At 47.3% G+C, this 25720-nt stretch carries 14 protein-coding genes; 8 read left to right on the forward strand and 6 right to left on the reverse strand.

The window, feature by feature from the left end:
• Positions 1-21: 21 nt before the first annotated feature.
• Genes ACEW9O_RS02285 through ACEW9O_RS02295 form a run of 3 tightly spaced genes read left to right on the forward strand, consistent with a single transcriptional unit; the run spans position 22 to position 12781 of the window.
• Entirely contained in the window at positions 22-1902 is a 1881-nt protein-coding gene (locus ACEW9O_RS02285) for a T9SS type A sorting domain-containing protein (protein ID WP_373548499.1), read from the forward strand.
• Positions 1903-1952: 50 nt separating this feature from the next.
• Positions 1953-8654 (forward strand): fibronectin type III domain-containing protein, encoded by a 6702-nt coding sequence (locus tag ACEW9O_RS02290; protein ID WP_373548500.1) that lies wholly within the window; start codon positions 1953-1955, stop codon positions 8652-8654.
• 56 nt (positions 8655-8710) lie between these two features.
• On the forward strand, positions 8711-12781 hold the full coding sequence (locus tag ACEW9O_RS02295) for a T9SS type A sorting domain-containing protein (protein WP_373548501.1): 4071 nt from the start codon (positions 8711-8713) through the stop codon (positions 12779-12781).
• 98 nt (positions 12782-12879) lie between these two features.
• Here ACEW9O_RS02295 and ACEW9O_RS02300 read toward each other — a convergent pair whose 3' ends face one another.
• On the reverse strand, positions 12880-13575 hold the full coding sequence (locus ACEW9O_RS02300; RefSeq protein WP_373548502.1) for an SH3 domain-containing protein: 696 nt from the start codon (positions 13573-13575) through the stop codon (positions 12880-12882).
• Between the two features lie 229 nt (positions 13576-13804).
• Here ACEW9O_RS02300 and ileS point away from each other — a divergent pair, with 229 nt between their 5' ends.
• The 4 genes from ileS (at position 13805) to ACEW9O_RS02320 (ending at position 18413) form a co-directional block, all read left to right on the forward strand.
• On the forward strand, positions 13805-17086 hold the full coding sequence (ileS, locus tag ACEW9O_RS02305; protein ID WP_373548503.1) for an isoleucine--tRNA ligase: 3282 nt from the start codon (positions 13805-13807) through the stop codon (positions 17084-17086).
• A 123-nt stretch (positions 17087-17209) separates the two neighbouring features.
• Positions 17210-17947, forward strand: a complete 738-nt coding sequence (locus ACEW9O_RS02310) for a hypothetical protein (protein WP_373548504.1) — start codon at positions 17210-17212, stop codon at positions 17945-17947.
• Positions 17948-18013: 66 nt separating this feature from the next.
• Positions 18014-18274, forward strand: a complete 261-nt coding sequence (locus ACEW9O_RS02315) for a hypothetical protein (protein WP_373548505.1) — start codon at positions 18014-18016, stop codon at positions 18272-18274.
• Positions 18275-18281: 7 nt separating this feature from the next.
• On the forward strand, positions 18282-18413 hold the full coding sequence (locus tag ACEW9O_RS02320; RefSeq protein WP_373548506.1) for a hypothetical protein: 132 nt from the start codon (positions 18282-18284) through the stop codon (positions 18411-18413).
• A gap of 800 nt (positions 18414-19213) precedes the next feature.
• On the opposite strand, the gene ACEW9O_RS02325 is transcribed toward ACEW9O_RS02320, so the two are convergent.
• The 5 genes from ACEW9O_RS02325 to ACEW9O_RS02345 all read right to left on the reverse strand — a co-directional run bounded on the left by ACEW9O_RS02325 (position 19214) and on the right by ACEW9O_RS02345 (position 24848).
• On the reverse strand, positions 19214-19444 hold the full coding sequence (locus ACEW9O_RS02325; protein WP_373548507.1) for a hypothetical protein: 231 nt from the start codon (positions 19442-19444) through the stop codon (positions 19214-19216).
• 98 nt (positions 19445-19542) lie between these two features.
• Positions 19543-20121: a TIGR04282 family arsenosugar biosynthesis glycosyltransferase gene (locus tag ACEW9O_RS02330; RefSeq protein ID WP_373548508.1), complete on the reverse strand. Its 579-nt coding sequence runs from the start codon at positions 20119-20121 to the stop codon at positions 19543-19545.
• A 216-nt stretch (positions 20122-20337) separates the two neighbouring features.
• Positions 20338-21756, reverse strand: coding sequence for an efflux RND transporter periplasmic adaptor subunit (locus ACEW9O_RS02335; protein WP_373548509.1), 1419 nt, complete (start codon positions 21754-21756; stop codon positions 20338-20340).
• 163 nt (positions 21757-21919) lie between these two features.
• Positions 21920-23353: a TolC family protein gene (locus ACEW9O_RS02340; protein WP_373548510.1), complete on the reverse strand. Its 1434-nt coding sequence runs from the start codon at positions 23351-23353 to the stop codon at positions 21920-21922.
• Positions 23354-23456: 103 nt separating this feature from the next.
• Positions 23457-24848 (reverse strand): type IX secretion system plug protein domain-containing protein, encoded by a 1392-nt coding sequence (locus tag ACEW9O_RS02345; protein WP_373548511.1) that lies wholly within the window; start codon positions 24846-24848, stop codon positions 23457-23459.
• A 235-nt stretch (positions 24849-25083) separates the two neighbouring features.
• Between ACEW9O_RS02345 and ACEW9O_RS02350 the strand changes: the two genes are divergently transcribed.
• Positions 25084-25701 (forward strand): NTP transferase domain-containing protein, encoded by a 618-nt coding sequence (locus ACEW9O_RS02350; RefSeq protein ID WP_373548512.1) that lies wholly within the window; start codon positions 25084-25086, stop codon positions 25699-25701.
• Positions 25702-25720: the final 19 nt, after the last annotated feature.

The following is a 25720-nucleotide window of genomic DNA, read 5'->3' on the forward strand; positions in this document are numbered from 1 at the left end:
CATTGTAAAGCACCTCATTTTATGAAAAAATACTACTACCCTATTTTCTTGACCCTTTTTGTGCTGGGTGTATCCAGCTCGGCTTTTGCCCAAAGGCCCAACTACCACTGGGCTGCCAAAATTGACATCAGCGATAGTGATGTTGCGGATGAAGAAGGTGGCCCCTTGATCGAAATGCTCGTCGACCAACAAGGCAATTCCTATTTGCTCGGCGGGTTTCAGGAGGGGCTTCAGTTGGATGCGCGCACCTTCCTGGCAGAACACCCCGATGGCATTTATCAATATTTTTTGGCCAAATACAATGCCAAGGGCAAATTGGAATGGTACCGAACGATCCGGGAATCGGAGTTCGGCTCGGTAGATGTATTTGACATGGTGTTGGACGCCCAAGGCCAGGTTGTACTGGGAGGCATCAGTAGTGCCGATACCACTTATTTGGGGCGGAATGATTACCTGAGCTCCAGTTGTGGGGCCGATTCGTTTTGTGAAGACTTGTTTGTGGTCAAATTTTCCAATGCTGGCGATTTGATCTGGGGACAGCAGGTGAGCACCGCAGCAGGTTATTTTTATGACCTGCGCCTGAACCTGGACCAACAAAACAACCTGTTTTTGACCTTTTTCAGCAATAGCGCAGAAAGCATTTACATCGCGGATCAAACCATTGAAAATGTGCCCGAAGATGCCATTTTCACTTGCCAAATGGACCCGGACGGGAACTTAATATGGTACCGTCAAGGGGACCAGATCGATGCCAGTTTGGAGCTTTTGGATGTAAGTGCTCAACCAGATGGTTCGTTCTGGGTGCTGGGTGGGTATTCTTTCGGCGATGAAGTGGACTTTGGAGATGGGTTTGTTTTACAAAGTCTGCCTGAAATCGACCCTTTTTTTAACCAGACCTACCTCCTCAAACACGATGCCAATGGCAACATCGAGTGGTTGAGTGAATTCAATAGTGAAACCTTGTACGCCCGCATGGTTGCAGGAAAAAATGGAGACATTTATGTAGTGGGCAGCTATTCCGAAATTTTGTACTACAATGGTCGGGTGCTCTTGAGCGATATTGGAATCAATCCGAACCCCGAAGACGACCTCACGACCTTTATCCTCAAAATCGACCCGGATGGAAACATCATCTGGAAAAAGCAGCTCCCTCAGGTGGTTCCTCTTTGCGTCGATTACATTCTGGAATCTACCTTTCTGCCTTATCGCAGTTGGTCGGTAGATGCAGCCGGGCGTTTGTTGATGCCCTTGTACTACCTCGCTTACGACCCTACTACCCTGCAAGTGGAGGACAGAACCATTGAATTGCCCATTACGTACGCCGACGAAGACTATACCATGTACGAATGGGGCGGGCTGGCCCGGATTGCACCCTCCGGGAAACTGGAGTGGATCGCTGATTTCCCGCTGGATTCTGCCAATCATTTTTACCCTCATTTTATCCGCCCTGGCCCTGGTGAAACCTTTTACCTGGAAGGGGCCATGTACATTGATACCCTGCGCCTGAGTAATAACATCCTGGTTACCGAAGATTACATTTCCTCCGTGCTAACCCGCTTTGACTTTTCTCCCAGCACCCGTCGCCCTTCTCCAGGGCAGCTGCCGTTCCCGCTGCCAACGCCAATTGGAACCGAAAGGCTAAAAGTGCCGCTGGCCGATCAAGTGGCCGTACAATTATTCCCCAATCCGACAGAAGATCAGCTGGAACTGAGACTGCAACAGCCTTTGAATGTCAGTTCGATCCTGGTCCGTGACGCTTTAGGACGGATAGTCTGGCGGATGGCAGGACAAGACAATTTTTCGGGCACAAGCATTCCTGTACGGAACTTTAATCCTGGGATGTACGTATTGGAATTGCAAACTGCGGGGGGCAATCAATCGCTTCAATTTGTAAAAAAATAGTGCACCTATTCCCCATAAGCTCTAAGCGCTTGTTTAAGAAAATCTAGCCTATGAAACCTCCGTTTTACATTTTTCTCTTGGGTTGTTTATTTCCGATCCTATTGGCAGCACAGCCTGGTTCTGCTTGTGGGTTCGCACCCGATCCAGCTGCCATCCAGTGGATGAACCATCACCATGACGCCATTGCTCGGTTCCAGGCAGACCCTCTATCCCGTAATCGTTTGCGGGAAGTCAAACGGGTGCCCCTTCGTTTTGTGGCATTCAACGCTGGCAAAACTGCTGGCTTGTCGCAGGCTGACGTAAACCTGGCCCTGAGCACTTTGAACAAGGCCTTTTTGCCGGCGGGCATTGAATTTTTTTCTTGTCAAGCCCCCTTAAATGTCCTGTCTTCTCCCTATGCCAGTTATCTGATCAGCGAAGAACGAGCACTTTGGCAAGAATTTAAAGCCTCCAAAGTCATCAATATTTTTTGTGTAGAGAGTATTGAATACGGCAGTGTGGCTGGTTATACTTATTTGCCGGGGACAAACGCTCCTGAGGCCATTTTTATGCTCAAAACCAACCTGAATCAGCCTACGTTCGCTCACGAAATGGGGCATTATTACGGTCTGTACCACACCCATGGCAAGTCCAACTGCGAAACCCTGACTGATGAATTGGTAAATGGAAGCAATTGCGAAAAAACGGGGGATGATGTATGTGACACGCCTGCTGATCCCAATTTGCAAGGATTGGGCTGCAACACCAGTTTAGTAAATAGTGCTACGTGTACGTACATTGGTACGGTAAGGGATAAAAATGGCGATTTGTTCAAACCGGATGTCCGCAATACCATGTCTTATGGTCCCAGCAGATGCCGCGACTATTTATCACCAGGGCAATACGCGAGAATTCAGTATTTTAGTCAATTTAGGATTTATCCTGAAGCATGCCCGGCTGAAGTATGTACCATCCCTTCCATCACCCAAATCGATTCTACCTACAATTCGCTTCAATTACAGTGGACGGCTTTTGCGCAAGACAGCCTCTATCAGCTGCGCTATCGGACTTTGGGGGACACCAGCTGGAAAACACAAAACCTCACGAGTAATGTATGGAGTTTGAAGAACCTCAAACCTTGTACCAAATTGGAGCTGCAAGTGCGCCGGGCTTGTGGAGGGGCGTTTTCTGCCTGGACGAGCGTTTTGAACCTCAAAACCCAGGGTTGTGGAGGGGTTTATTGCGCCAGTTTTGGGGGAAATAACCCGTCTTGGCTTAATCGAGTCAGTTTGGGCTCCTGGGCGTACACCTCCGGGGACAACAAAGGATATTTGCTTCGGGAGAATAGTGGTCTTTCCCTGACAAGTAACACTGATTACAACTTGCAACTTGAACCTGGTGGAATATTGCGAATCAGAGATACCTTGTACTGGGAAATTTGGGTAGATGCCAATCGCGATCGGGATTTTGAGGATGCCGGAGAGCGCGTTTACCAGGGCAAAAGCGCCTACCGGACTGCAAATAAGGGAACTTTTTCATTACCTGCTACACTCGGCGGTGGCTCAAGCCGCATGCGAATTATTCTGTCTTTGAACAATTGGGCTCAAGGGCCTTGTGATACTTCGATACAGGTAATTGAAACCGAGGACTATGACATCAATCTTCAATCTTCCCAAACTTGCGCCACCAGTTCAAGAAACATTGCGCTCTCAAAACTAACGTCTACTTCGGTTACCCTCAAAGCCCAAGGGGTTACCTCATCTCGTTATCAGTGGGAGTTGCGGGATGCTGGCACCAGCCAGTTGGTGATTGCTTCACCAGCACTTAGCATCGATAGTTTTCCCATTGCAGTATTGCAAGGTAATACCCGTTATCAAGCTCGCCTGCGTATACAGTGCCAGAATGGAGTGTATAGCAATTGGTCCGACTACTTGTCTTTCACCACGCTTGATATTCCATGCCCTGCACCTGATGCCAGCACTTTGACCGTCAGCCTGCTTGGATCTCGATCTGCACAAATGAATTGTGGCAAACAGCCCAATGCGGTGTATTACCAATTTCATTATCGCATCAAGGGAACTGAAACCTGGACCAACAGCACGCTGAGAAGCATAAATTACGACTACATCTCAAGCTTACAACCTGCAACAGTCTATGAATTTAAGGTAAAAGTGTATTGTAATACCAATTTGAGCACGGTCAGTGCTGATTCTAAAATTGCTCAATTCACAACTTTGGCAGGCTGTAATACTCCTGATTCCACTACATTAAGAGTTACTCAAATAACCCATCAAAGTGCAGTTTTACAATGCTTAGCATCTAGCTCAGGTGGATTTTTTGAATTTTCTTATCGGGTTCGTAGCACTGGAACCTGGATCTTCTTGCCAAGAGTGAGCAATTCAAGCACCACGGTACAAGGCTTAAGACCAGAGACATTCTATGAGTTTAGAGTTCGAATTTTTTGCACTACCGACTTGTCATTGGTATCTGGATACAGCCCCATCAAATCCTTTAAAACCGAGGTGGAGCCCTGCATTGCTCCATTAGCCACCGAACTAACGCTGAGTTACCTGGATGTAGCCAGTTACCGCCTTACCAACAAGCGCAAGGGAATAGCTTATTACTGGCGCTGGCGGGTAAGCGGAACCAGTATCTGGGCAGATAGCCTCAAAACAGACTCCTCTAGTACCTTGTTGCGAGGACTCGTATTTCCACAGGCTTATGACTTTCAGGCACGCGTGCAATGTGCCGAGTCGCGCTGGAGCAATTGGAGTCCAGTTATCAAAATTCAAACCCCCGACTTACGGTGTTCTGCCCCTGATTCTACCCAATTGCTCATTACTTATCACGGGCCAGAAGACATTACGTATGAGTACAAAGGCACTAAATTGCGCAATGTGCAGTGGCGTTATAAAGCGTTAAGGGATACGGGCTGGATAAACTTACCTGGCTCCGCGGGCAAACTCCCAATTTTGAATACCGACTCACCCTATGAATTTAGTGCACGTGGGCTTTGTATTGCCACCAACGAACTTACGCCCTGGAGTCGATCCCGCTTGTTTGTAAAACCCTGTCCAGCCATCAATGCCAATGACTTCAGTATCCAATACGAAGGGGAGGGGGCTGTACTTTTACAGGCTAAAATTGTGGCTGCAAAATACCTCTGGCGTTATCGAATCAAAGGCAATTTCAGTTGGAGTACGCCCGTCGAAGGAAATAGTGACTTGTTTTTGTTGAAAAACTTAAAAGCCGATACCCGCTACGAGTTTTCCTTGAGTGTACAATGCGGAAATGGCGCAGCAACGGCCTGGGTAACTCAAGAATACAAACTGCCTTGTACGGCATTGGCCAGCGAAATCAGTGTATCCAGAATCACACCTTATGGCGTTACCTTGACCTATACCAATTTCAACTATTCACGGGTTGAATGGCGCTATCGTTTAAAAGGAGACTCGACCTGGACTCCTTACAACTTCACCAGCTATTACCTGATCGGCTTGAATACCCTTTCGCCAGACAGAATGTACGAGGCCCAGATTAGAAAAATTTGTGTAGGTGAAAGCAGCTGGACAAATTGGTCGGGAAGTGTTTCTTTCAAAACACTGGCCTGTTCTATTCCCGATTCGATGCGCCTGGTACCCATTGTAATCAGTCCTTTTAAAGTACGGCTTTATGCAGAAAGCAGCATATACGGGTGGTATGTTCCTGAGTTCGATTGGCGTTACCGACAAGTAGGTGCAACTACCTGGAACTCCATCAACATCAAGGGAGAAAACGTCCTGAATTTGTCAACTTTAATACCTGGTGCAGCTTATCAGGTTGAAGTGGATTTGGTTTGTAACGAAAGTGGCAGCACTCAGGTCAAGACACTTACCAATACCTTCAGCATGCCAGAAGAGTGCTTTGTACTCAAGCCAGAGGAGATCAAAATTGTAAAAGTAACCCATACATCAGCACGAGTTGAAGTAAAACTTCCTTTTATTAACCCCTTCAAAGTACGTTATCGGAGTAAAGGGAGCGAAAACTACACCGTGAAAAGCTTTGCCGAGTATTGGAACGCGATGGACTTGGTTCAGTTGACACCGGGTACAAATTATGAAGTAGGTGTCCAGATTGATTGTGGAAAAGAAACTAAATGGTCAGCGCCTGTTTATTTCACAACCCCCAATTGTCAATTGCCCTATGCAGGTGAAATCTCTTTGTTGAACACCGCCACGGATTCAATACAAGCCATGGTTGAGTTTTTTGAATACGATAAACCATTGAATAATCTACAATATAAATGGCGCTATCGAATCAAAAATACCCCGGGATGGACTGCCGCTAAAGGCCAAAATGAGGTTCGGGTAGCACTGGGTAAACTCACGCCTGATCAGGACTATGAGGTGCAGCTTAGTGTGGGTTGTTTGGGGGAAGCGAGTGATAGTTTTTTATTGCATAAGTTCTTTCGCACTGTTTCGGACATTTGTGGCCAAAAACCGCAGTTGTCCTGGTTGCAGATCAAACAGGATTCAACCAATTACAGTGTTGAAGCCAGATGTAATTTGAAAGCTGGGTATGACCTTGAAATTCGTTTTCGCCCTAAACCAGCTAGCCCCCAGGCATGGGATGATGCTAAACCCCAAAAGATCATCTGCGGCAATAGTACCCTGTACTTTGGCTTTTACCTGGGCCCGGTTTACGAGGTACAGTTTCGAGTCCTTTGCCCCACTGGTAATGTCAGTGCATGGTCGGATGTGATTGTGTTGGAGAATAAACTTCCCGGAGATTGTGTAACGCCTACCACGGAAAACATCCAAGTGCGCAACATTCAAAGCAAAGGCGCAACAGTCGTTGCACAAAATCTATCCCGGAAACGCTACAATTGGTACTTGTATAGCCCCGATGACTTTTCCTCGCTGAATTTTTCAACCATTAATCAGGATTCACTGGTTTTGACCAACCTGAAGGCAGGACAAACCTACCAGCTTAGATTGGGTCTGGTCTGTACGCCATATGAGGTGCGCTGGACTGAGTTTGTTACCTTTAATACCCTTCCGGACACGGCTGCGAATCCTTGCAAGGGCATTTCTCCCGATGACCTGACCATTACCCAGCTTGGATTTCAGGAGGTAGAACTGAGCCTTAAAAGTATTCAGCCTCAGGAAAACATCCAATGGCGCTACCGCAAAGCTGACGCAAACGATTTTTGGCGGACTTTAAGCACTCAAGGTCTTTCGAAGCAGATCATTTACCAACTGGAATTGGGCGTCAATTATGAGTTTCAGGTACGCAAATTGTGTAAGGACTTGAATGCCTGGTCAGCCTGGTCGGAAAGCAAAATATTTGCCCCCCAAAACTGTGCTTTACCCATTCCTGAACAGGTATTTATTAGTTTGGATTTTTATCGATTTCCTGAGCTGAGTGTCGCTTTTTATGCCAACACGGGGAATTTCAAATATAACTACCATTTTTACCAGCGCTTGAAAGGTAGTTCCAGTTGGCAGGATAGCATCAAAACAGAAAAGAATTCCGTTAGCTTTCAAAAGTTGATCCCGGATTCTACTTATGAAATACAGATCAAAGTATTTTGTGGCGAGCGCTTTGCCACCTACACCCGTACCATAACCGTGCCCTCTGAATGCTTCCAGATTGAGGCGACATCAATCGGTTTTGAAGACCCGACCCATGAATCAATCAATGTCTTTGTAAGCACTGTCAATACTCGGCTTTGTGAGTATCGTTATCGGATAAAAGGTACCGATGCCTACCTTTACGCGGACATGCTTGGGTTTAATGGGCATACCACTCTTGAAAATCTGTTACCTGGAACAACTTATGAACTGAGTGCACGCATTAAGTGTGCGGACCCTAGCCGCCAAACTGACTGGTCCGAAACGGTTGAGTTTAAAACCAAGTCTTGTCTGATCCCGCTTTATGGCGATTTGGCCGTCTTGAAATACTATGGCGTGGACTCGGTTTTGCTGCAAACCGATTTTGGTGCAGTTAATTACGAACCCAATCTGGACTATTTCTGGGAATACAAATCGGATCAGGATTCACGCTGGAGTAAGGTATATTTTCGGGGAACCAATTTTTTTGTGCTGAAAAATCTACTCAAAGGGGCTACTTACCAGGTTAGGGTAAACATCAAATGCCCAGGCGAGCAGGGAGATAGCTTGTTGCTGGAGACCAAATTGACCATTGACTCCAGCCAATGTACCCTTCCTCCTGATCCAGGTATTGTCTGGATGCGCGCAGATGAGTTTTCGAATTGGATTTTGGGTGTTAAACTCCCTGAGTTTTACAAATATCAAATAAGAAGGCAGGGCCAATCAGACTGGATTGGTGGTACTCCCGTCCCTGCTAATAATGCCATTCTTTTTGGTAATAGTTCTGCGCCTGAGGTAATCTGGTTCCGGGTCATTTGCCCCAATGGCAATGTCAGCCCCTGGTCAGACAGCATTATTACCAGACCCACTCAGCCGCTAGTAAACAATGGGGCAGCTGAGATGCTCCTCCAACCGTCATCTAAAGCCGGGGCAAAGGCTACTTTGCGCATCAGCCCCAACCCAAGCACCGGGCAGTTAAAAGTGCAATTGCTACAACTAGAAACAAGGACTTCCGATCTGATTGAAGTTTTTAACCTCTCTGGTCAAAAGGTGTATAGCCAAAAGCTGGAAGGGGCGGAGACTTCCCTGGATTTGTCGAACCAGGCCAGCGGTCTGTACTTCGTCCGAGTGCTGGCAGGCAATCAAAGTTTTACCGAACGGATTTTGTTGCAAAAACCATAATCAAGTAACGGTGTGTGGGCAGTCCTATTTGCCCACACACCAAACCCCTTCGTTTTATGAAATCATTATGCTGGTTTTTATTGGTATTGCTGCTCCCTGCTTTTTTGCAGGCTCAATTTAGTGATGCCCTCTTAGGCAAAAAACCAATCCGCAATTCGATTTGGTTGCAAAAAGTGAGCATTGGCAACTGGAACTTCACCTCCGGGGTCAACGACGGGTATTATTTGGTTGAAGATTCAAAATTGACCTTAAGGCCAGACAGCACTTATGCCTTGCAACTGGAATTGGGCGGATACCCTCGGGTGCAGGATACTGCCTACTTGCGGGTATGGATTGACCTCAACCGGGACAAGGATTTTGAGGATGCTGGAGAACAGGTTTGGGAAGGAAAAACGCTGAATCGCGCAATCGCCAGAGGGGCGTTCAAATTGCCCGCAGTCGAATCTGGAAACTATGTACTGCGTGTTCTGGCCTCCAAAAAAGCCTATGGCCCACCAACTGGCGAGCAGGCCATGGTGATTGAAATGGAGGACTACCATTTTAGAGCTGAGCCTTTTTCCCCATGTCAGTTCGATCAGGATGAGTATGTTCAAATCCTCAAAACTGATTACACCTCCGCAACGATAGTCCTTAAAAACAATGACCAAATTCGTTATGATTTACTCCTGACGATTAGGGATTTTTTCGAACCAAGCGATTTTCGCAGAAGCTATCAAAACGTTTCAACGGACACATTAAGAATTGAAGGTTTAAAGGAACGAACTGACTATGAGCTTTTTGCTACCCTTACCTGCCCCAATGGCGATACTATTCAGTTGGGTCCACAAAAGTTAAGGGCAATGTTTTCAATTGCTTCAAACTGTGATACAAAAAAGGGTAAAAGGATTTGGTTTAATCAGTTAGGACCAACATTAATGTCTGCTTTTGTGGCTGAAAATGATAGCACCCGGCTACAAGGTAGATATCGCAAGAAAGGAGACGATCAATGGCTTCCCAAAATAAACGAAGGGTTTAATCAAGTTTGGTTTGAGCGATTGGAACCCGGCCAGGAATATGAATTTCAGGTCAGAATACTTTGTCCTGAGAGTAAGGACTGGGGCGATTGGTCTGCAGGAGCGGTGTATTTGATTGAAAGTTGCCGTCCACCTACTTCATATTCCATTGCGATGGAATACGAAGTCATTAAACATCCGAATATTCAAGTTCGTCTGGCGATTACAGGAGGCATGATAAATTATGCGACTTACCAATGGTCACACCGCAAGTTGGGTGACGATACTTGGATGGATTCCCCCGCTCCTCATACTTATTTTAGAACTTTCGAAGGGCTTGAAGTGGGAAGCAGCTACGAAATCCAGTCCATAGTAGCCTGCCCTAATGGGAACTCAATCACGGTCTTAGACACAGTTACCATTCCTAAGTTTTGTGATGTGATTGGCCCCAAAGATCTTTTTTTGTTGGGCTTAGCTGATACGCATGCCAGAATCTGGATGAGAACGGGGCGAAAAAAAGTAGGTTACGAATTTCGAATCAGGCCTAAAGGTGACTCCGCTTATACCTATATCAAGTACAAGGAAGCACTGGTCACTGTACTCAATGACGTATTAACCCTGCGTAATTTGCAAGCCAATACGACGTATGAGCTTTCTACACGACTGATCTGTGGTCAGGATAGTGTGGGCTCAACCGATTGGTCGGCTCCCTATTATTTCACCACGTATTCCTGTAACCTCCCTAAAGAAGGTGAAATAGCCCTGGTCGAGATGAATGCGAATCAGCCAGTCATCCTATCCGCAGATTTCATCAACCATCTTGGAGGTATAAATTATGACTACCATTGGAAGATAAAAGCAGTAAATGAAACCCTATGGAAACCGAGTTTAATCAAAGGCACTAATCGGGTATCACTGAACAATCTGGTGCTAAATCAGGCTTACGAAGTACAAGTGGTGGTCAAATGCCCACTTGCACCTCAAGATTCCTTGCGGTTTACGACCAAGTTTGTATATGCAATAGGCCAATGTAATCAAAAGCCCGATCTTGCTTACCTCAGTTACACTTTACGCAAAGATTCAACACTAATAGCCTCATTCAAATTGCCAGTCAATTATAAAGTACAAATCCGAACCCGCCGATTCCATCAAGAATTTACTTATTCCACACCCACTACCGATCTCGCTACTTATTACCTCTCAACGCTGGGACAAACCATTGCCCTGCAATTTCGCCTCATCTGCCCCAATGGCAACATCAGTCCCTGGTCGGATACAATTTGGGTCGACCCCTTAAAACCTTTTGGGGAGGAAGAACTTCAAGGAGCGTATGGGGAAGGAAAAAACTTAGCGCAAATTGTCTCCGCTGAAGACGTTTACCACATTGCCGCTTATTCCAGCCTGGATACCTGCACGCCCCCCAACATCCTCAACATCAAAGTGAATCAGGATCGTTGGTACAATGCTCAATTGAGTTACCAGGGAATCGACAACAAGTCACTGCAATGGCGCTACCGCAAAAAGGGAGCAACTACCTGGAAAAATCCATTTATCACCACTAATCCCTTTACCAATATTGAGTTTGAATCGGGTGGAGGCGAATATGAAATCCAGGTAAGGCAGAATTGCCCGAACTTAGGTGTGTGGAGCGAGTGGTCGGAATCTTTATTTATTGAGTTTGCTGCTTGCGTTTTTCCTGATGCGAAAGACATCCGCTTTGATACTTCTTTTTCGGCATTTCCAAGTTTAAGAATTTCCATTCTGCTGCTCCAACGCGCCGACCCATTCAGCTTCAAATGGTATTATCGGGAACTTGGGCAAACTACCTGGGTTGATACCATTCGGAGTACCACCGGTGCCATCATGATTCAGAACCTTAGCCCCGGCAAGGTATATGAAGTAAGGGTAGACGTGCGTTGTGGAAACGATTTTGTTTCCTATTTCAAGCGAATTGAGGTGCCTCCATCTTGCCTCGTAATTTCTAAAATCAACATCAGAGAAGTCCATGACTCCTCCGTTTTTGTCGAACTAAGACTGGGGCAAATAAGAATGATTGAGTACCGCTACCGAATCGTGGGGCAGCCCAATTATTCCTTCACAAAACTTCGAACTGGAACCTACCTCAAGGGACTAATCCCCGGCACAACTTATGAAATAAGCGCAAGAGTAGTCTGTGAAGACACCCTCTTGGTTTGGTCGCCATCGCTGTTTTTTACGACCAAAAATTGCAAACTACCTTTGGCTGGAGACATCAGTTTGCTGCAATTCAATACCCAGGACGCGGCCACTTTTAGTGCTGATTACCTCAATTTCAACTTCCCGGCACAACACAATTACACTTGGCGTTACAAACCTTCGGATCAAAACTTGTGGACCACTCCTGCCAACGGAAAACAACAACAATTTACCTTGAGCAATTTATTGCGTGGGCAGAAATACGATTTGAGCGTAGTCATCGCTTGCCCCAATTACCCACAAGATTCGCTCAGGCTGGAGACTTCCTTCAATGCGCAACTTAGTCCTTGTACTGAACAACCCGATACCGCATCCGTCCAAATCACCTTTCAAGAAAGTACCCTGAATCCGGTGATTGAGTTTAAATCACCGAAAGGGTATCGATACCAAATGCGTACAAAGCCGGAAAATGGTTATTTCGTGCAGTATTTTTCGGATGCTTTTGAAGATACGTATTTGACCGCTTTTTCCCTGCACCCCGGGATGAACGATTTTCAATTCCGCTTGATTTGCCCCAATGGCAACAAAAGCCCCTGGTCAGCAGTGATCAAGCTGTACAACCGGAAAAATCCAGGAACAATCAAAGCACCCAAAATCCACAGCGGACTGGTGGATCGGCTGACGGATGCTCCTCAATCAGGGACGATTCGGGTGATTCCCAATCCCAGCCCAGGAAAAATAGACATTGTATTTCCAGAATTGACTACTCCACTTACTGGGGCCATGTTGGAAGTATTCAACACCTCCGGTCAGCGAGTATTGACCCTTAAAACCTCCATTGTGCCTGCACAAACTCTGCCGCTCGATTTGAGTAGACAAACACCAGGTTTGTACATCCTACGCATTCAAGCAGGTCAAAAAGTATACACCGAGCGCATCATGATTGGCGCCAATCGTTGATGTTGCCTCCAATCAAAACCGCACTCCCCGAAAGTTTGGAACTTTCGGGGAGTGCTTAGCAAAGACCACATGCTTCGCAGTTAGGCGACTTTCTACCTTCAATCTCCCGCCAAAAAAGTCGATATTTTCCAATTCCCTTTTTTGTCCTTGAATAAAAAAAGTCGATAATTTACTGGGCTGTATACGTATTTCCAAAATACCCAACCTTTCTTTTTGTGGTCTATTGTCTCAATCTGGTACCATTCTGGATCGCCAAAAGTATTGGTTCCCTGAGTTTTTCGAAGAACCTGCTCTCCTTCGACAAACCAAACGACATCATGCGTGAGTTGTCCAACGACTTTGGCACTTAACTCAGGCTTTTCCCGCAGGTTCACATTTTTCCCCGTAATCACTCCAACTTTAAAATATTCATCACCATTTTCAAGGTCGATATTGCACAGATATGGAAAAACTACAGTGTAACGGTCTTCGGGATGGATATTGAAAGCCCCACCCAACTCCAATACTCGCCCGAGGTAGTGCCAAAGCGAAACAGTATCTTTTTCCCAATCCCAAATGTTAATGAACTCTGCTGGATTGTCTTCTCCGTCAAAACTGTTCATCACCTTTTCATCTAAAACCGACAAAACATAAGCCTTGTCTTTCTTCTGCACTGCCACCTTCAATTGATTGACAAAAGTGGCCAGGGATTTGTCTTTACCGAGGTCATTGGGAGGGGGGAATTTGCTGGGCTGGGCACTTCCAAAATGGATTGCGGCTATTAAAATGGAAAAAACGATGGTTATTTTTTTCATTGAAGTAGAGATTAATAATCGTTCCTAAATCACACATTTGGTTCGGAAAATGTGAAAAAAATCACATTTTCCGAACCAAATGTGTGATTTAATGCTTTTTTTACTCATTTCCCCCCAGATCAAGCTATAAATACCGCACTACCCTCACCTGGAACCTGAGCCATTGATTATTGGTTATTGGACATTGACAAAATCCCCTATCTTTGCACCTTCAAAATTTTCAACTGGCATGTACAAGGAATTCAAGCAACTCAATTTACCGGAAATCGATCGGGAGATACTCGCATTTTGGGAAAAAGAGGGCATTTTTGAAAAGAGCATCGCGCAAAGAGATGTTGAAAACAGTTATGTATTTTACGAAGGTCCGCCCTCAGCCAACGGGATGCCCGGCATCCACCACGTCATGGCGCGTACCATTAAAGATATTTTTTGTCGCTACCACACCATGAAAGGCCAACGGGTGGAGCGCAAAGGCGGCTGGGATACCCACGGCCTGCCCATCGAGTTGAGTGTAGAAAAGGCGCTGGGCATCACCAAAGATGACATCGGCAAAAGCATCAGTGTAGACGAATACAACCAGAAGTGCCGCGAAACGGTGATGATGTACAAGGACCGCTGGGACGACATCACCCGCAAAACCGGCTACTGGGTAGACCTGGACAATCCCTACATCACTTACGAAAACGATTACATCGAGTCGGTGTGGTGGCTCTTACAGCAATTGTACAACAAGGGCTTGCTGTACAAAGGCTTCACCATCCAGCCCTACTCGCCCGCCGCAGGTACTGGCCTTAGCACCCACGAGTTGAACATGCCCGGGGCATACAAAGAAATCAGCGATACTTCGGCGGTGGCCATGTTCAAAATAGTAGGTACCGACAACGAGTACTTCCTGGCCTGGACCACCACGCCCTGGACCCTGCCTTCCAACACCGCCGTGGCTCTGGGGCGCAACATCACCTACCTGAAGGTGCGCACCTATAACCGCTACACCGGAGCACCCATTGTGGTGATTTTGGCCAAAGACCGCTTCAGCTCCTACTTTTCGGAGCAAAACCCCGAGCTCAAACCCGAAGACCTCAAACCTGGCAACAAACCCATCCCCTACCTCGAAATTGTAGCGGAACTGAAAGGAGCCGAGTTGGAAAATACCGAGTACGAGCAGTTGTTGCCTTACGTGAAGCCGGACGGCCCCGCCTTCCGCGCACTGCTGGGCGACTTTGTGAGTACCGAGGATGGCACAGGGATCGTACACATCGCGCCAACCTTTGGTTCGGACGACTTCAAGGTGGCCAAGCAGTACGGCATCGTGCCGCTGATGGTCAAAGACGAATTGGGCAACGATATGCCACTGGTGGATCGCCACGGTCAATTTGTCAAAGAAGTGACCGACTTCGCGGGCCGTTTCGTGAAAGACTACGGCCAGGTGGAAGAGCGCCCTGTGGACGTCGACATCGTGATCAAACTCAAGGAGGAGAACAAACTTTTTGTCTCCGAAAAATACGTCCACTCCTACCCTCACTGCTGGCGTACCGATCGCCCGGTGTTGTACTACCCGCTCGACAGCTGGTTCATCAAGGCTTCGGCCAAGAAGGAACGTATGTTCGAGCTGAACCAAACCATCAACTGGAAACCCGCTTCAACGGGTGAAGGTCGTTTTGGCAAATGGCTCGAAAACCTGCAAGACTGGAACCTCTCCCGCTCGCGCTACTGGGGCATCCCGCTGCCGATCTGGCGCAACAAAGAGGGTACGCTGGAAAAATGCATCGGTTCAGTAGCCGAATTACAAACCGAAGTCAACAAAGCCAATGCTGCCCTGGGCAAAAACCAGGCTGTACCCAAAGACCTGCACCGCCCCTACATTGACGAGATCGTACTGGTAGCCGACAACGGCGAGCCGCTGTACCGCGAACTCGACCTGATCGACGTTTGGTTCGACTCGGGTGCCATGCCTTACGCGCAGTGGCACTATCCTTTTGAAAACAAGGAGGGCTTTGAGTTCCGTTACCCTGCCGACTTCATCGCCGAGGGCGTGGATCAAACCCGGGGCTGGTTTTATACCCTGCACGCCATCGCCGTGATGGTGTTCGATAGTGTGGCCTTCAAAAACGTGGTGTCAAACGGTTTGGTGCTGGACAAAAATGGCCAGAAAATGTCCAAACGCCTGGGCAACGCGGTAGACCCCTTCGAAACCGTGGCCAAATACGGTGCCGACGCCACCCGCTGGTACATGATCTCCAACGCACAAGTATGGGATAACCTGCGTTTTGACCTGGCTGGCATCGAAGAAACGACTCGTCTGTTTTTTGGTAAACTCTACAATACTTACTCCTTCTTCGCGCTGTACGCCAACATCGACAAGTTCCGCCACATGGAAGCCGATATTCCGATGTGGAAACGCCCGGAGATCGACCGCTGGATCCTCTCCGCGCTGCATAGCCTCATCAACGAGGTAGACGCCGACTTGGCGCAATACGAGTCGACCAACGCGGCCCGCAAGATGATGCAATTTGTAGACGAGCAACTGAGCAACTGGTACATCCGCCTTTGCCGCCGCCGCTTCTGGAAAGGGGACTACAGCGACGATAAAATCTCGGCCTACCAAACCTTGTACGAATGCCTCACGACCATGGCCAAGTTGATGGCGCCCATCGCGCCCTTCTTCGCCGACTGGTTGTACAAAAACCTCAATAAGGTGACCCGCCACGAGTCATTCGAATCGGTGCACCTCGCGCTGATCGAACCCGCTGGCGACGACATGATCGACAAAGGTTTGGAGGAAAGGATGGATTATGCCCAGCGCATCTCTTCGCTGGTGCTTTCGCTGCGCAAAAAGCACAAAATCAACGTGCGCCAGCCGCTGCAAAAGGTGATCCTGCCGGTGTTGGATGAGGCATTCACCGAACAACTGGATGCAGTGAAAGACCTGATCAAGTCGGAAGTGAACGTGAAGGAAATTGAATACCTGACCGATGCTTCGGGCCTGCTCAAAAAGCGCATCAAGCCCAACTTCAAAACCCTCGGCAAACGCCTGGGGCCACACATGAAAGCCGCCCAGGAAATCATCAACAACCTGAGCCAGGCCGACATCAACGCCATCGAAAAAAGCAAACGATATACCCTGGAGGTCGGCGGCACCAGCTTCGACCTGAACCTGGAAGACTTCGAAATCGCCGCTGAAGACATCCCCGGCTGGTTGGTCGCCAACGACGGCCCACTAACCGTAGCACTCGACATTACGCTCACGCCCGCTCTGGTGGCCGAGGGCATGGCCCGCGAACTAGTAAACCGCATCCAAAACATCCGCAAAACCCGCGACTTCAACGTCACCGACCGCATCCAAATCGACCTGGAAAAACACCCGGCAGTGGAGGAAGCAGTAGCCCAGTTTGGGCAGTACATCAGCGATGAGGTACTGGCCGTGAGATTGGATTTGGTAGCAGGGGTTGAAGGGGAAGTGCTGGATTTGCCGGAGGAAGTGGTGGTGAAGGTGAGGGTGGAATTGGCGTGAGAGGAACTATTATCGACATATTCCTGTTAGGAGGCACAAGTAAGATCAAAGTGTTTAATCAAAAGACATTGGTTTTTCTTGTGCCTTTATTTTTTAGTTTTTGAATCTCAATAATTTAACCACATGTACACATTAAGCAATGATGGTGATTCTTTTGAAAAAAGATACTGGAATGTATTTTTGAAAAACGATTTTCCAGCATATGAAAAATATTGGTCGAAGTACATTGTCCCATTAACTAATAGATCAATATCTACCCCAGGTGATGTTCACTTTAAAAATAGTCACCAGTTGTTGAGTGAAGGGTATTTACCTGAGGATATTTGTAAAGCACAGCTTCATTATACGGTCTTAAGACGTCTAGGGAGAGCTGTTGAAATTCTTGCCTATCTTCAATCAAAACCTGTTCAAGACATCATTGATACTGATGCTTTGGCTGAGGGTATTTTCCATGTCGTTGCTGCACAAGATGTCGCTTTTGAATTTTTGCAAAGGATGTCCACTCCTAATAAATACGATCCGTGGGTTCCAAATAATCATGGTAATCAGACTAGGAACAACAACACGAGCGAGGACGCTCAGAGGGAATGGCGAAAAAACAATAATCATCCTTTAGGAGATATTAGAAATTATAGGAACACTATAGCACATGGGCGTGTACTACCTAGTACTAGAAAAAACAATAAGATTATGTTGCCTAACATTGGAAAAGAACAGAATTATCTTGATTGGAGACTTTTAACTGATGGTAATGGCTCGATTAACAATAATGATTTTGATATTATTGACGAAATTCTTAGGTACGCTTGGACCGAAACAATTCAATACTGTAGCGATGAATGGGAAAAGCTAAGCCTTTGAATGAGATAGATTTAAACCTAAAATAATTAGCTGTTGAAATTTTGGGGAAATAAACTTTTTTCAATCATGCTCCACTCCAAAAAACTCCACCTCATCCACCAAATCCTGCAAATCAATGACGAAGCACTCATTGATGAACTGATAGTGCAGGTAAAAAGTAAAACCCTTGGTCAAATCATCAAGCCAATCCACCCCCATTTCGACCTCGAAGCCATAAAACGAGCGCAAGGCCATCAGCCCATCAACAAAGCCGAGTTTGACCAACTCATCAAAGAACTAGACATCCAAGAACCCTTGGAAGACCTTCTAGCCATGCTCACTAAATAATGTTCCCATGCCCCAAAAAGACTACCAAACCGCCCTCCTAACCTTCCTCGCCGAGTACGCCAACTTTACCCCCATCAATTTCCCCAAGGCCACCAGTCAAGTCATCGCAGACCGCGAAAACGGTTATAATCAAGGCTGAAATGCTGCTCCAAAGCTAGCCGCCATCAAGCCGCCACTAGCGCGGCTAAAAACCTGAGGGGGAATTCTTAAGCTATAAACCGGGCCACCGCTACGCGGTTGGTTGTTTACCCAGTGTCTGGTGTTGGATGTAAGCTCAAACCGCATAGCGGTGGCCCGGTTTATAGCACGAGCCGGAAACATGGCATTTTAACCACGTAGTGGTGGCCAGATCCAGGAAGGCACCGCAAAAAAATTAATGCTTGTAGTCCCCAATGCTGGATGCAATACACCACCCGCATCTAGCATCTTGAAACCCCTTGTTTCAACGAGGGGCTGTACAAACACCCCTCCCCCTCACATCTAACATCTTTCCAGAGGCTTCCATCAAAAAAATCTTGATGCGCGCTCTTGGACGGATGATTGATGTGAGGAAGGGGAGACGCCTAAGCCCGCCGATAAAGCGGCGGGTTACAAGATGTTGGATGTGATTCTCGCGTTAATTCAACCTGCACTCCCCTTTGTTCCGGTGCTCTGCACCTTAAACATCTCCCGCTGTCGAACCGCTATTGACGTTGCGCGGCTAGCGCCGCTAGTCCGCTCAGCCTGGGTTATTACCGTGGCCCTATTTCATCGCTCCAGCTTTACCTTACTTTAATCAGTACTACAACCCAATCAGCAGGTGTAGCAATTGAAATTCACCCTCACCCAGCCCCAAACCAGGTTAACCAACTTCGCGCCTCCGACCAGCGGCACTAGCCGCGAAACGTCAATAGGCATTGGAACGAAGCGCGGTTTCCAAGGTGCAGAGCACCGGAACACTTACCCTTGCTCCGATTCAACCTGTTTTTTATTCCGTTCCACCACCGTTTTGTACACTAAAAAAAGGCAAATTAAACCAATCCACAACATACTTAATCCGTAAGCCAGGGCGTAAAACGCTGGGAGTTGTGCAGCCTGATCCTTCAGGTAGACGATGTAATAGAATACATAAAGGGCCGCAACGATGCTAATGATTTGTGCACCTAACAATGGTAATTTGCTCTTTTTCATGGCTGATAATTTTGCTGCCTAAAATACCAAAAACCCTCAATTATTCCAAGTGCGTTGTTAAATTTTTCGATGAACGCCCTGCAATTTAAGCTCAAAATCTACCACCCATACTTCCTCCAATCCTCCTCCACATCAATATCCGGCAAGACGGGCAACAAATAGCAGGAAGCTCCACTTTCAGCCATGCGCTCCAAGGTGATTTTGGCTACATCTTCCGTGCTCCATTCCATGTTTTCAAAGAGCTCAGGGGAAGGCTTCCGCATGCCTAGCAAGTAATACCCACCATCCAGGGCCGGACCTAAAACATAAGGATGTTGCTCCAATTGATCAAGTGCCAGTTGTACAATCCCGGGCGTCAATAGCGGGCAATCGCTGCCAATGATGACCGCTTTGTAAGAAGTTTGCAAGGTATCCACAAAGGCCAGGTGCATCCTTTCGCCCAGGTCTCCTCCCGCTTGTTGTTTTTTGATAAAAAGGGTATTGTCCCAGTCATCATTGCCGTCAATAAAATCGCTGTAAAACAAATGGCGGGGAACATCCAGGGCCAGGGCCACTTCGCGGGCGCGTTGGGAGAGTTTGTGGTAGACGGCCAGGGCAGCTTCGTCGCCGATCGTGGCAGCAAGGCGGGTTTTTACTTTGCCCAGGGCCGGGTTTTTGATAAAAATGATTACACTCATAAATTGCTCAAATAAAAATGAATCATCCCGGATTTTAAAAATAGCACAAACGAAAAAATGAGCACAAAGGACACCAAAGCAGCACAAAGGGCACAAAGAAAACGTCGTCAACGTCTAACTTTGTGCCCTTTGTGTCCTCTTTTTCATCCTTTGTGATAATAAAAATATCGCTTTGGCAGCATGTTTGAAAAACTCGAGGTAACTACCTGTTTTACCTTATTCGTCTTTCTTTTTCTTCCCATCCGAGAAGAGTTCATCTTCTTTCACCTTGCGCACCACATCGCCCTTCTTGAGCTTGCGTGCCACCACGGAATAAGGCCCAGAAACCACTTCATCGCCCTTCTTGATGCCAGCGAGCACTTCGATAAAGTTGTCATCCTGGATACCCGTTTTGATTTCGGCGATACTCACCGAATCCCCTTTGCCAATGACAAAAACTACCTCCTTAAGGTCGTCTTCAGTGATGTCCTCGACCACTTCATCTTCGCCACTGCTGTTGCGCACCACTTTGGCTTTGCTTTTGTTTTCATCCTTTTCACGGGTGGTTACCGCTTGAATGGGGATGGTCAGCACGTTGCTTTTGGTCATGGTGTTGATCTCCACAGAGGCCGACATACCCGGACGGAAAGGATAACGTTTGCGGGGTTCGACCAAATCTTTATACGAACTTGGGTCAATGCCAATGCGCACCTCAAAGTTGGTGATTTGATCACTCGTCAACGCGGCTGCCGCCGAGTTGGAGGAGGAGTTGGCGATTTCAGTTACCCGGCCTAAAAACTTGCGGCCAATGTAAGCGTCTACCTCTACATCCACCAAGTCGCCCAGTTTTACCCGAGGAATGTCGTTTTCGGTTACGTCCACACGCACCTCCATGTTATTAAGGTTGGCGATGCGCATCATTTCGGTACCCGTCATTTGAATGGTACCTACCACCCGTTCCCCTTTCTCCACGTTCAACATCGAGATGATGCCATTGGTAGGAGAATAAATGGTGGTCCGCTTGAGGCTGGTGCGCAATTGTTTCAGGGTTGCTTCCGAACTCTGGATCGAAAAACGAGCTCCATTGGCGCTTTCCTGTGCCGATTTAATCCCAGCGTCGGATGCCTTAACATTGGCTTCCAAAGCACGCATATTGGACAAGGAGGTTTGGTAATCTGCTTCAGAGATCACACCGGTTTTGTACAATTTTTCATTGCGCTTGTGTATTTCCCGCGCATTCTCCAGATTGGCCAGGATCTGTTCTTTCTGGCCACGTTGGCTTTCAATTTGAGATCGGGCGTTGGCTTCCTGCGCTTTGGCCTGATTGAGTGAGGCCATCCCTTGTTCTACCTGAGATTGGTACACATCGGGGTCGATGCGGGCCAAAACTTGACCAATGCGCACCGAGTCGCCTTCTTTGACATACAATTCCACAATTTCACCTGAAACGTCGGAACTGATTTTGACTTCCGTTTGGGGGAAAACTTTGCCGCTGGCGGCTACTACTTCCACGATGGTGCGCAATTCGGCTTTTTCAGCGGTCACTTTTTCACCTTTTGGCTTGTTGCGGGCTTGGATGGCTGCAACAACTACTAGTGCGACCAAGAGGGCGATTAATCCGTAGATGAGCCAATTATTGCGTTTTTTCTTTGCCATGATTTTTCGTTGTTGAGGATGTTGTGCTTTTCCCACGGCTAAAGCCATGGGTTGTGTTTTGAGTCCCACGGCTAAAGCCATGGGTTGGTTTTTTAGGTGGCTCCCACGGTTAAAACCGTGGGTTGCCGGGGATCGACGTCCAGAGCCGAAGCCGTGGGTTGCCTTAGTTTAGGGTGATTTGGCGGCCTTGGTAGAATTCAACCTGTTTGAGATTGAAGATGTATTGGAACTTGGCGCGGGTCAGGTCCATCTGGGCCTGAGACAAGTTGTTGCGTGCGGTATTGAAATCCAGTTGGTTGGCCGCACCGATATCGAAGCGCTGTTGGGCACCTTCGAAGGCTAGCCTGGAAGCTTCCTCGGCGGCTTGAGCTGCGATATAAGACCGACGTGCAGCGCGGGCATTGGCGATGGCCGTTTGGATGTCCGTTTTCAGCTGTTGTTTGGCCTGTTCGTTGTTTAAGTCAACGCCAGCTACGCTGATTTTGGCCCGCTCCATATTGATGCGGTTGCGGTTGTTGTTGAAAATGGGAATCGACAACTGCATCCCGATACTTTGACCAAAGTTCTGATTGATCTGATCCGTCCAGGCTTGTTTGCTCAACTGAATTGGGATTTGGGATTCTATCTCAAAGGTGACGGGTTGACCGTTAAAAAAAGCGGTCTGGCTGATCCTTTGATTTTGGAAGGCAAAATTATACGCGCGGCTGGAGGCGTAAGAATTCAGGTTGCCAAAAAAAGACAAAGAAGGCAACATACCCGCTCTGGCCAAATCGATACCGATCAGGGCACTTTCCCGGCGTTTTTGTCCCGCCTGAATTTGTGGTTGGGTACCCAGGGCACCATTGTAAATTTCTTCAACCACAAAAGCATCAGGATTGGCGTTGGCCGGAATGCTGATTTCGGGGCGCTCAATCAACAATTCTTGAGCGGGATCGAGCAGCATCAACTGTTTGAGTGCAAGGTAACTCAGGGTAACCTGGTTTTCAGCGTTAACCACCGTTTGTTGATTCAACGCAACTTGAGACAAAGCATCCAGGCGCTCATTGCGCGGGCGGGAACCTGCCTCGATCAGTTTTTCGGTTTGCGCCAATTGCAAACGTGATTGATCCAATTGAGTCTTGGAAATGGCCAATTGCTCCTCGGCCAACAGCACATTCAGGTAATTTGCCGCCACGTTTAAAGCAAGGGTATTGGTAGTGGTCGCGGCATCGAACCGGATTGCCTCCATATCGATGCGGCTTTGGATGATGCTGTTTTTGATTTGGCCCCCACTGTACACCGGAATGCCACCCGAAAGAGACAAACTGTTACTGGTGATGTTTTGTGAGTTAAAGGAGTTGGTCGTAGGGTCGATGGTACGACCGAACTGTATGTTCCCACCAACCGAAGCATTGATTTGTGGAAGTCGGTTGGCCTGGTTTTGTTTCACCGCAAGTGCAGCGGTGTTGATTTGGTTTTGGGCTTGTTTGATGGAAATGCTGTTCTTAGTGGCATATTCCACAATTTCTTGTAAGGTCCAGCGCTTTTGAGCACTTAGACCTGTACAAAGTAGCAATCCTAGGATTACACCCAAGCTCAGTTTGGCGAAGTTTGACATGATGCTTTTCTTAAAAAATTTAACACACTGCAATACTAGAAAAGCACCCGCGAAAGGCAGATTTTTTTATATAAAAAGGCGGTTATTCTAGATAAGGGACGGATCAACGAATGCCGGACTGCACTTGCCCCATGCCAATGACCCGATCGTAGCGTTCTCCGAAGGCTCGGTAATAGATGATTATGGTGTACACATTTTCGGTTTCCCACCAATCGCCATCGATGGGACTGAGGCTCGCGGGAGCGGTGCTGGTATTGCGTGGTTTGGTTGCATAAGCATAATTGTAGTACCCCTGTTTCAGTGGCGTACGTACGGTATAGGCTTGTAACACATCGTCGAATTTCATTTTGTATTGGGGCAACATTTGCCAATCGTTGAAACGACCAACGAGGAAAACATCCTGATTCTCGATGGGCTCATTCATACTCAGGGAAAACTGCACTTCAGCGTAATCGCTCCCCACCGCATTGTTGAAGTGGTTGGCATCGTCCTGGGCCAAATCCCGCCAGTCAGTAGGGCTAGGCTTGACTCCTTCTACCTGGCTGTTGCGGCGTTGCAGGTTCTCGTCGAGGCGCATGCCACGCTGGTCTGAATTGCCAATGACAAAATCACCGTTGAGGTCAAAAATTTGAAAATATTGTGAACTTTCAAAAACCTGATCCTCCTTCATGATGATTTCATACCGATTGTTGACGCGGTTGATGGTGGCAATCTGCGAACCATAGATGAACAAACTGCGCATGTCTAACCAGCGGAATTCTTTTCCTGCAGGGAAAACAACCTTGTCCTGGTAATCCCATACCAGGTTGTTTCCCCGGTTAAAATTGGGGATGATCCCGGTTATCGCGTTGTCCCAACGGTTGTTTTGCAAAATCGTAGCTTTGATTTCCTGCCGCATGTTGCCAATGGGGAGCTTATCAACACTTACTTCAAAATCGATTTCCTGATGGGTTTTGAACTTACCCACCGCGGCTGGTGGAACCAATTTGGCATTGATAAAAACTTTGTTCTCCAGCACGATGAAGCGCCGAGACAGTACGGTTACTTCTTTATTGAGGTTTTCGTAAATCTGTAAAATGTAATTGCCCGAACGGGTAATGCGGGTATTTTCGTTGGGCAAAACGAGGCGGTAATGCGAAAAGGGACTCGTCGCTTTAAAAGAATTGTGGTACTCCCGCAGCAAATCATTGGCATACCCATCGATGTAGTCCAGTTCGGAAAGTGAAGTGGGCTTCCAATTGATGTCGCACTGGATGACGCGGTAATAATAGGACTTGGAATCCGCTTCCATGTCGTCAAATTCCAGTTCCAGTAGGTCACTCCCATCCAACACCAGGATGGGTTGACTAAGGTAGAGTCCTTTTTGTGTAAATTTGACCGACTTGATGTGTGGCTGGTAAACAAAGTCTTCGTAACGCAGGGCTTGGTCCTGGGCATGAACGCTTTGTAGCAATACAACAGCACAACAGAGTGAGAGCATCAAAAACCGCAACATATTGAGCAGGGTTAATAGACTTTATTTCTATTCATAAAGTCTAATATTTACCCCAAATAACGCAAAAAAGCGTTGAACTAAGGTGAAGACCACGCATTTAGTAGTGGGGCAAAAATAAGTATTCATTTTTCCTGAGCCAAAGGATTAGATAAGAAACTTAAAATGAAGCATTTACTTATCTAATCCTTTGGCAAAATGAAGCACTTATTTTTTTATTGCCCCTTAATTCATTCGCATGGAAAATGCTGAACCACAAACCGGCATCATCATCCTGGCCGCTGGGGCCTCAACCCGCATGGGGCAAGCCAAACAACTGCTGCGGATTGGTGGCGAAAGCCTGATTCAAAAGGCAGTAAAAACCGCGCTGGGCACAATTTTTCGGCCAGTGCTGGTGGTTTTAGGGGCAAATCGGGAACAAATAGAACCAGAACTGCAAAGCACGGAAATACTGAAGGTATTCAATCCAGATTGGTCTACCGGGATGGGGAGCTCCATTGCGACTGGTTTGGCCCATCTGTTGCAACAAACGCCTTCGATCCAACAGGTTTTGATCTTGGTGGGCGACCAACCTTTGTTGAAAGTGGCTACTTTAACTGCTTTGGTGGAATTGCAAAGCCAAACCCAGGCACCCTTGGTCGTCTCCCGGTACACGAATACTTTGGGGGTTCCAGCTTTGTTTACACAAGCCCTTTTTGGGGACTTGGCAGCATTGCACAGTGCCCAAGGGGCCAAAGCTTTGATTCAACAACACCTGCATCAGGCGGCTGTACTCGATTTTCCGGAAGGGGCGCTAGATCTGGATACGCCGGAGGAATGGGCTGCTTTTTTGACAAAAATCAATTTCCCAGGGTAGTTGAATGTCTATTTATTTA

The sequence above is a fragment of the Haliscomenobacter sp. genome, assembly GCF_041740695.1.
Lineage (GTDB): Bacteria > Bacteroidota > Bacteroidia > Chitinophagales > Saprospiraceae > Haliscomenobacter.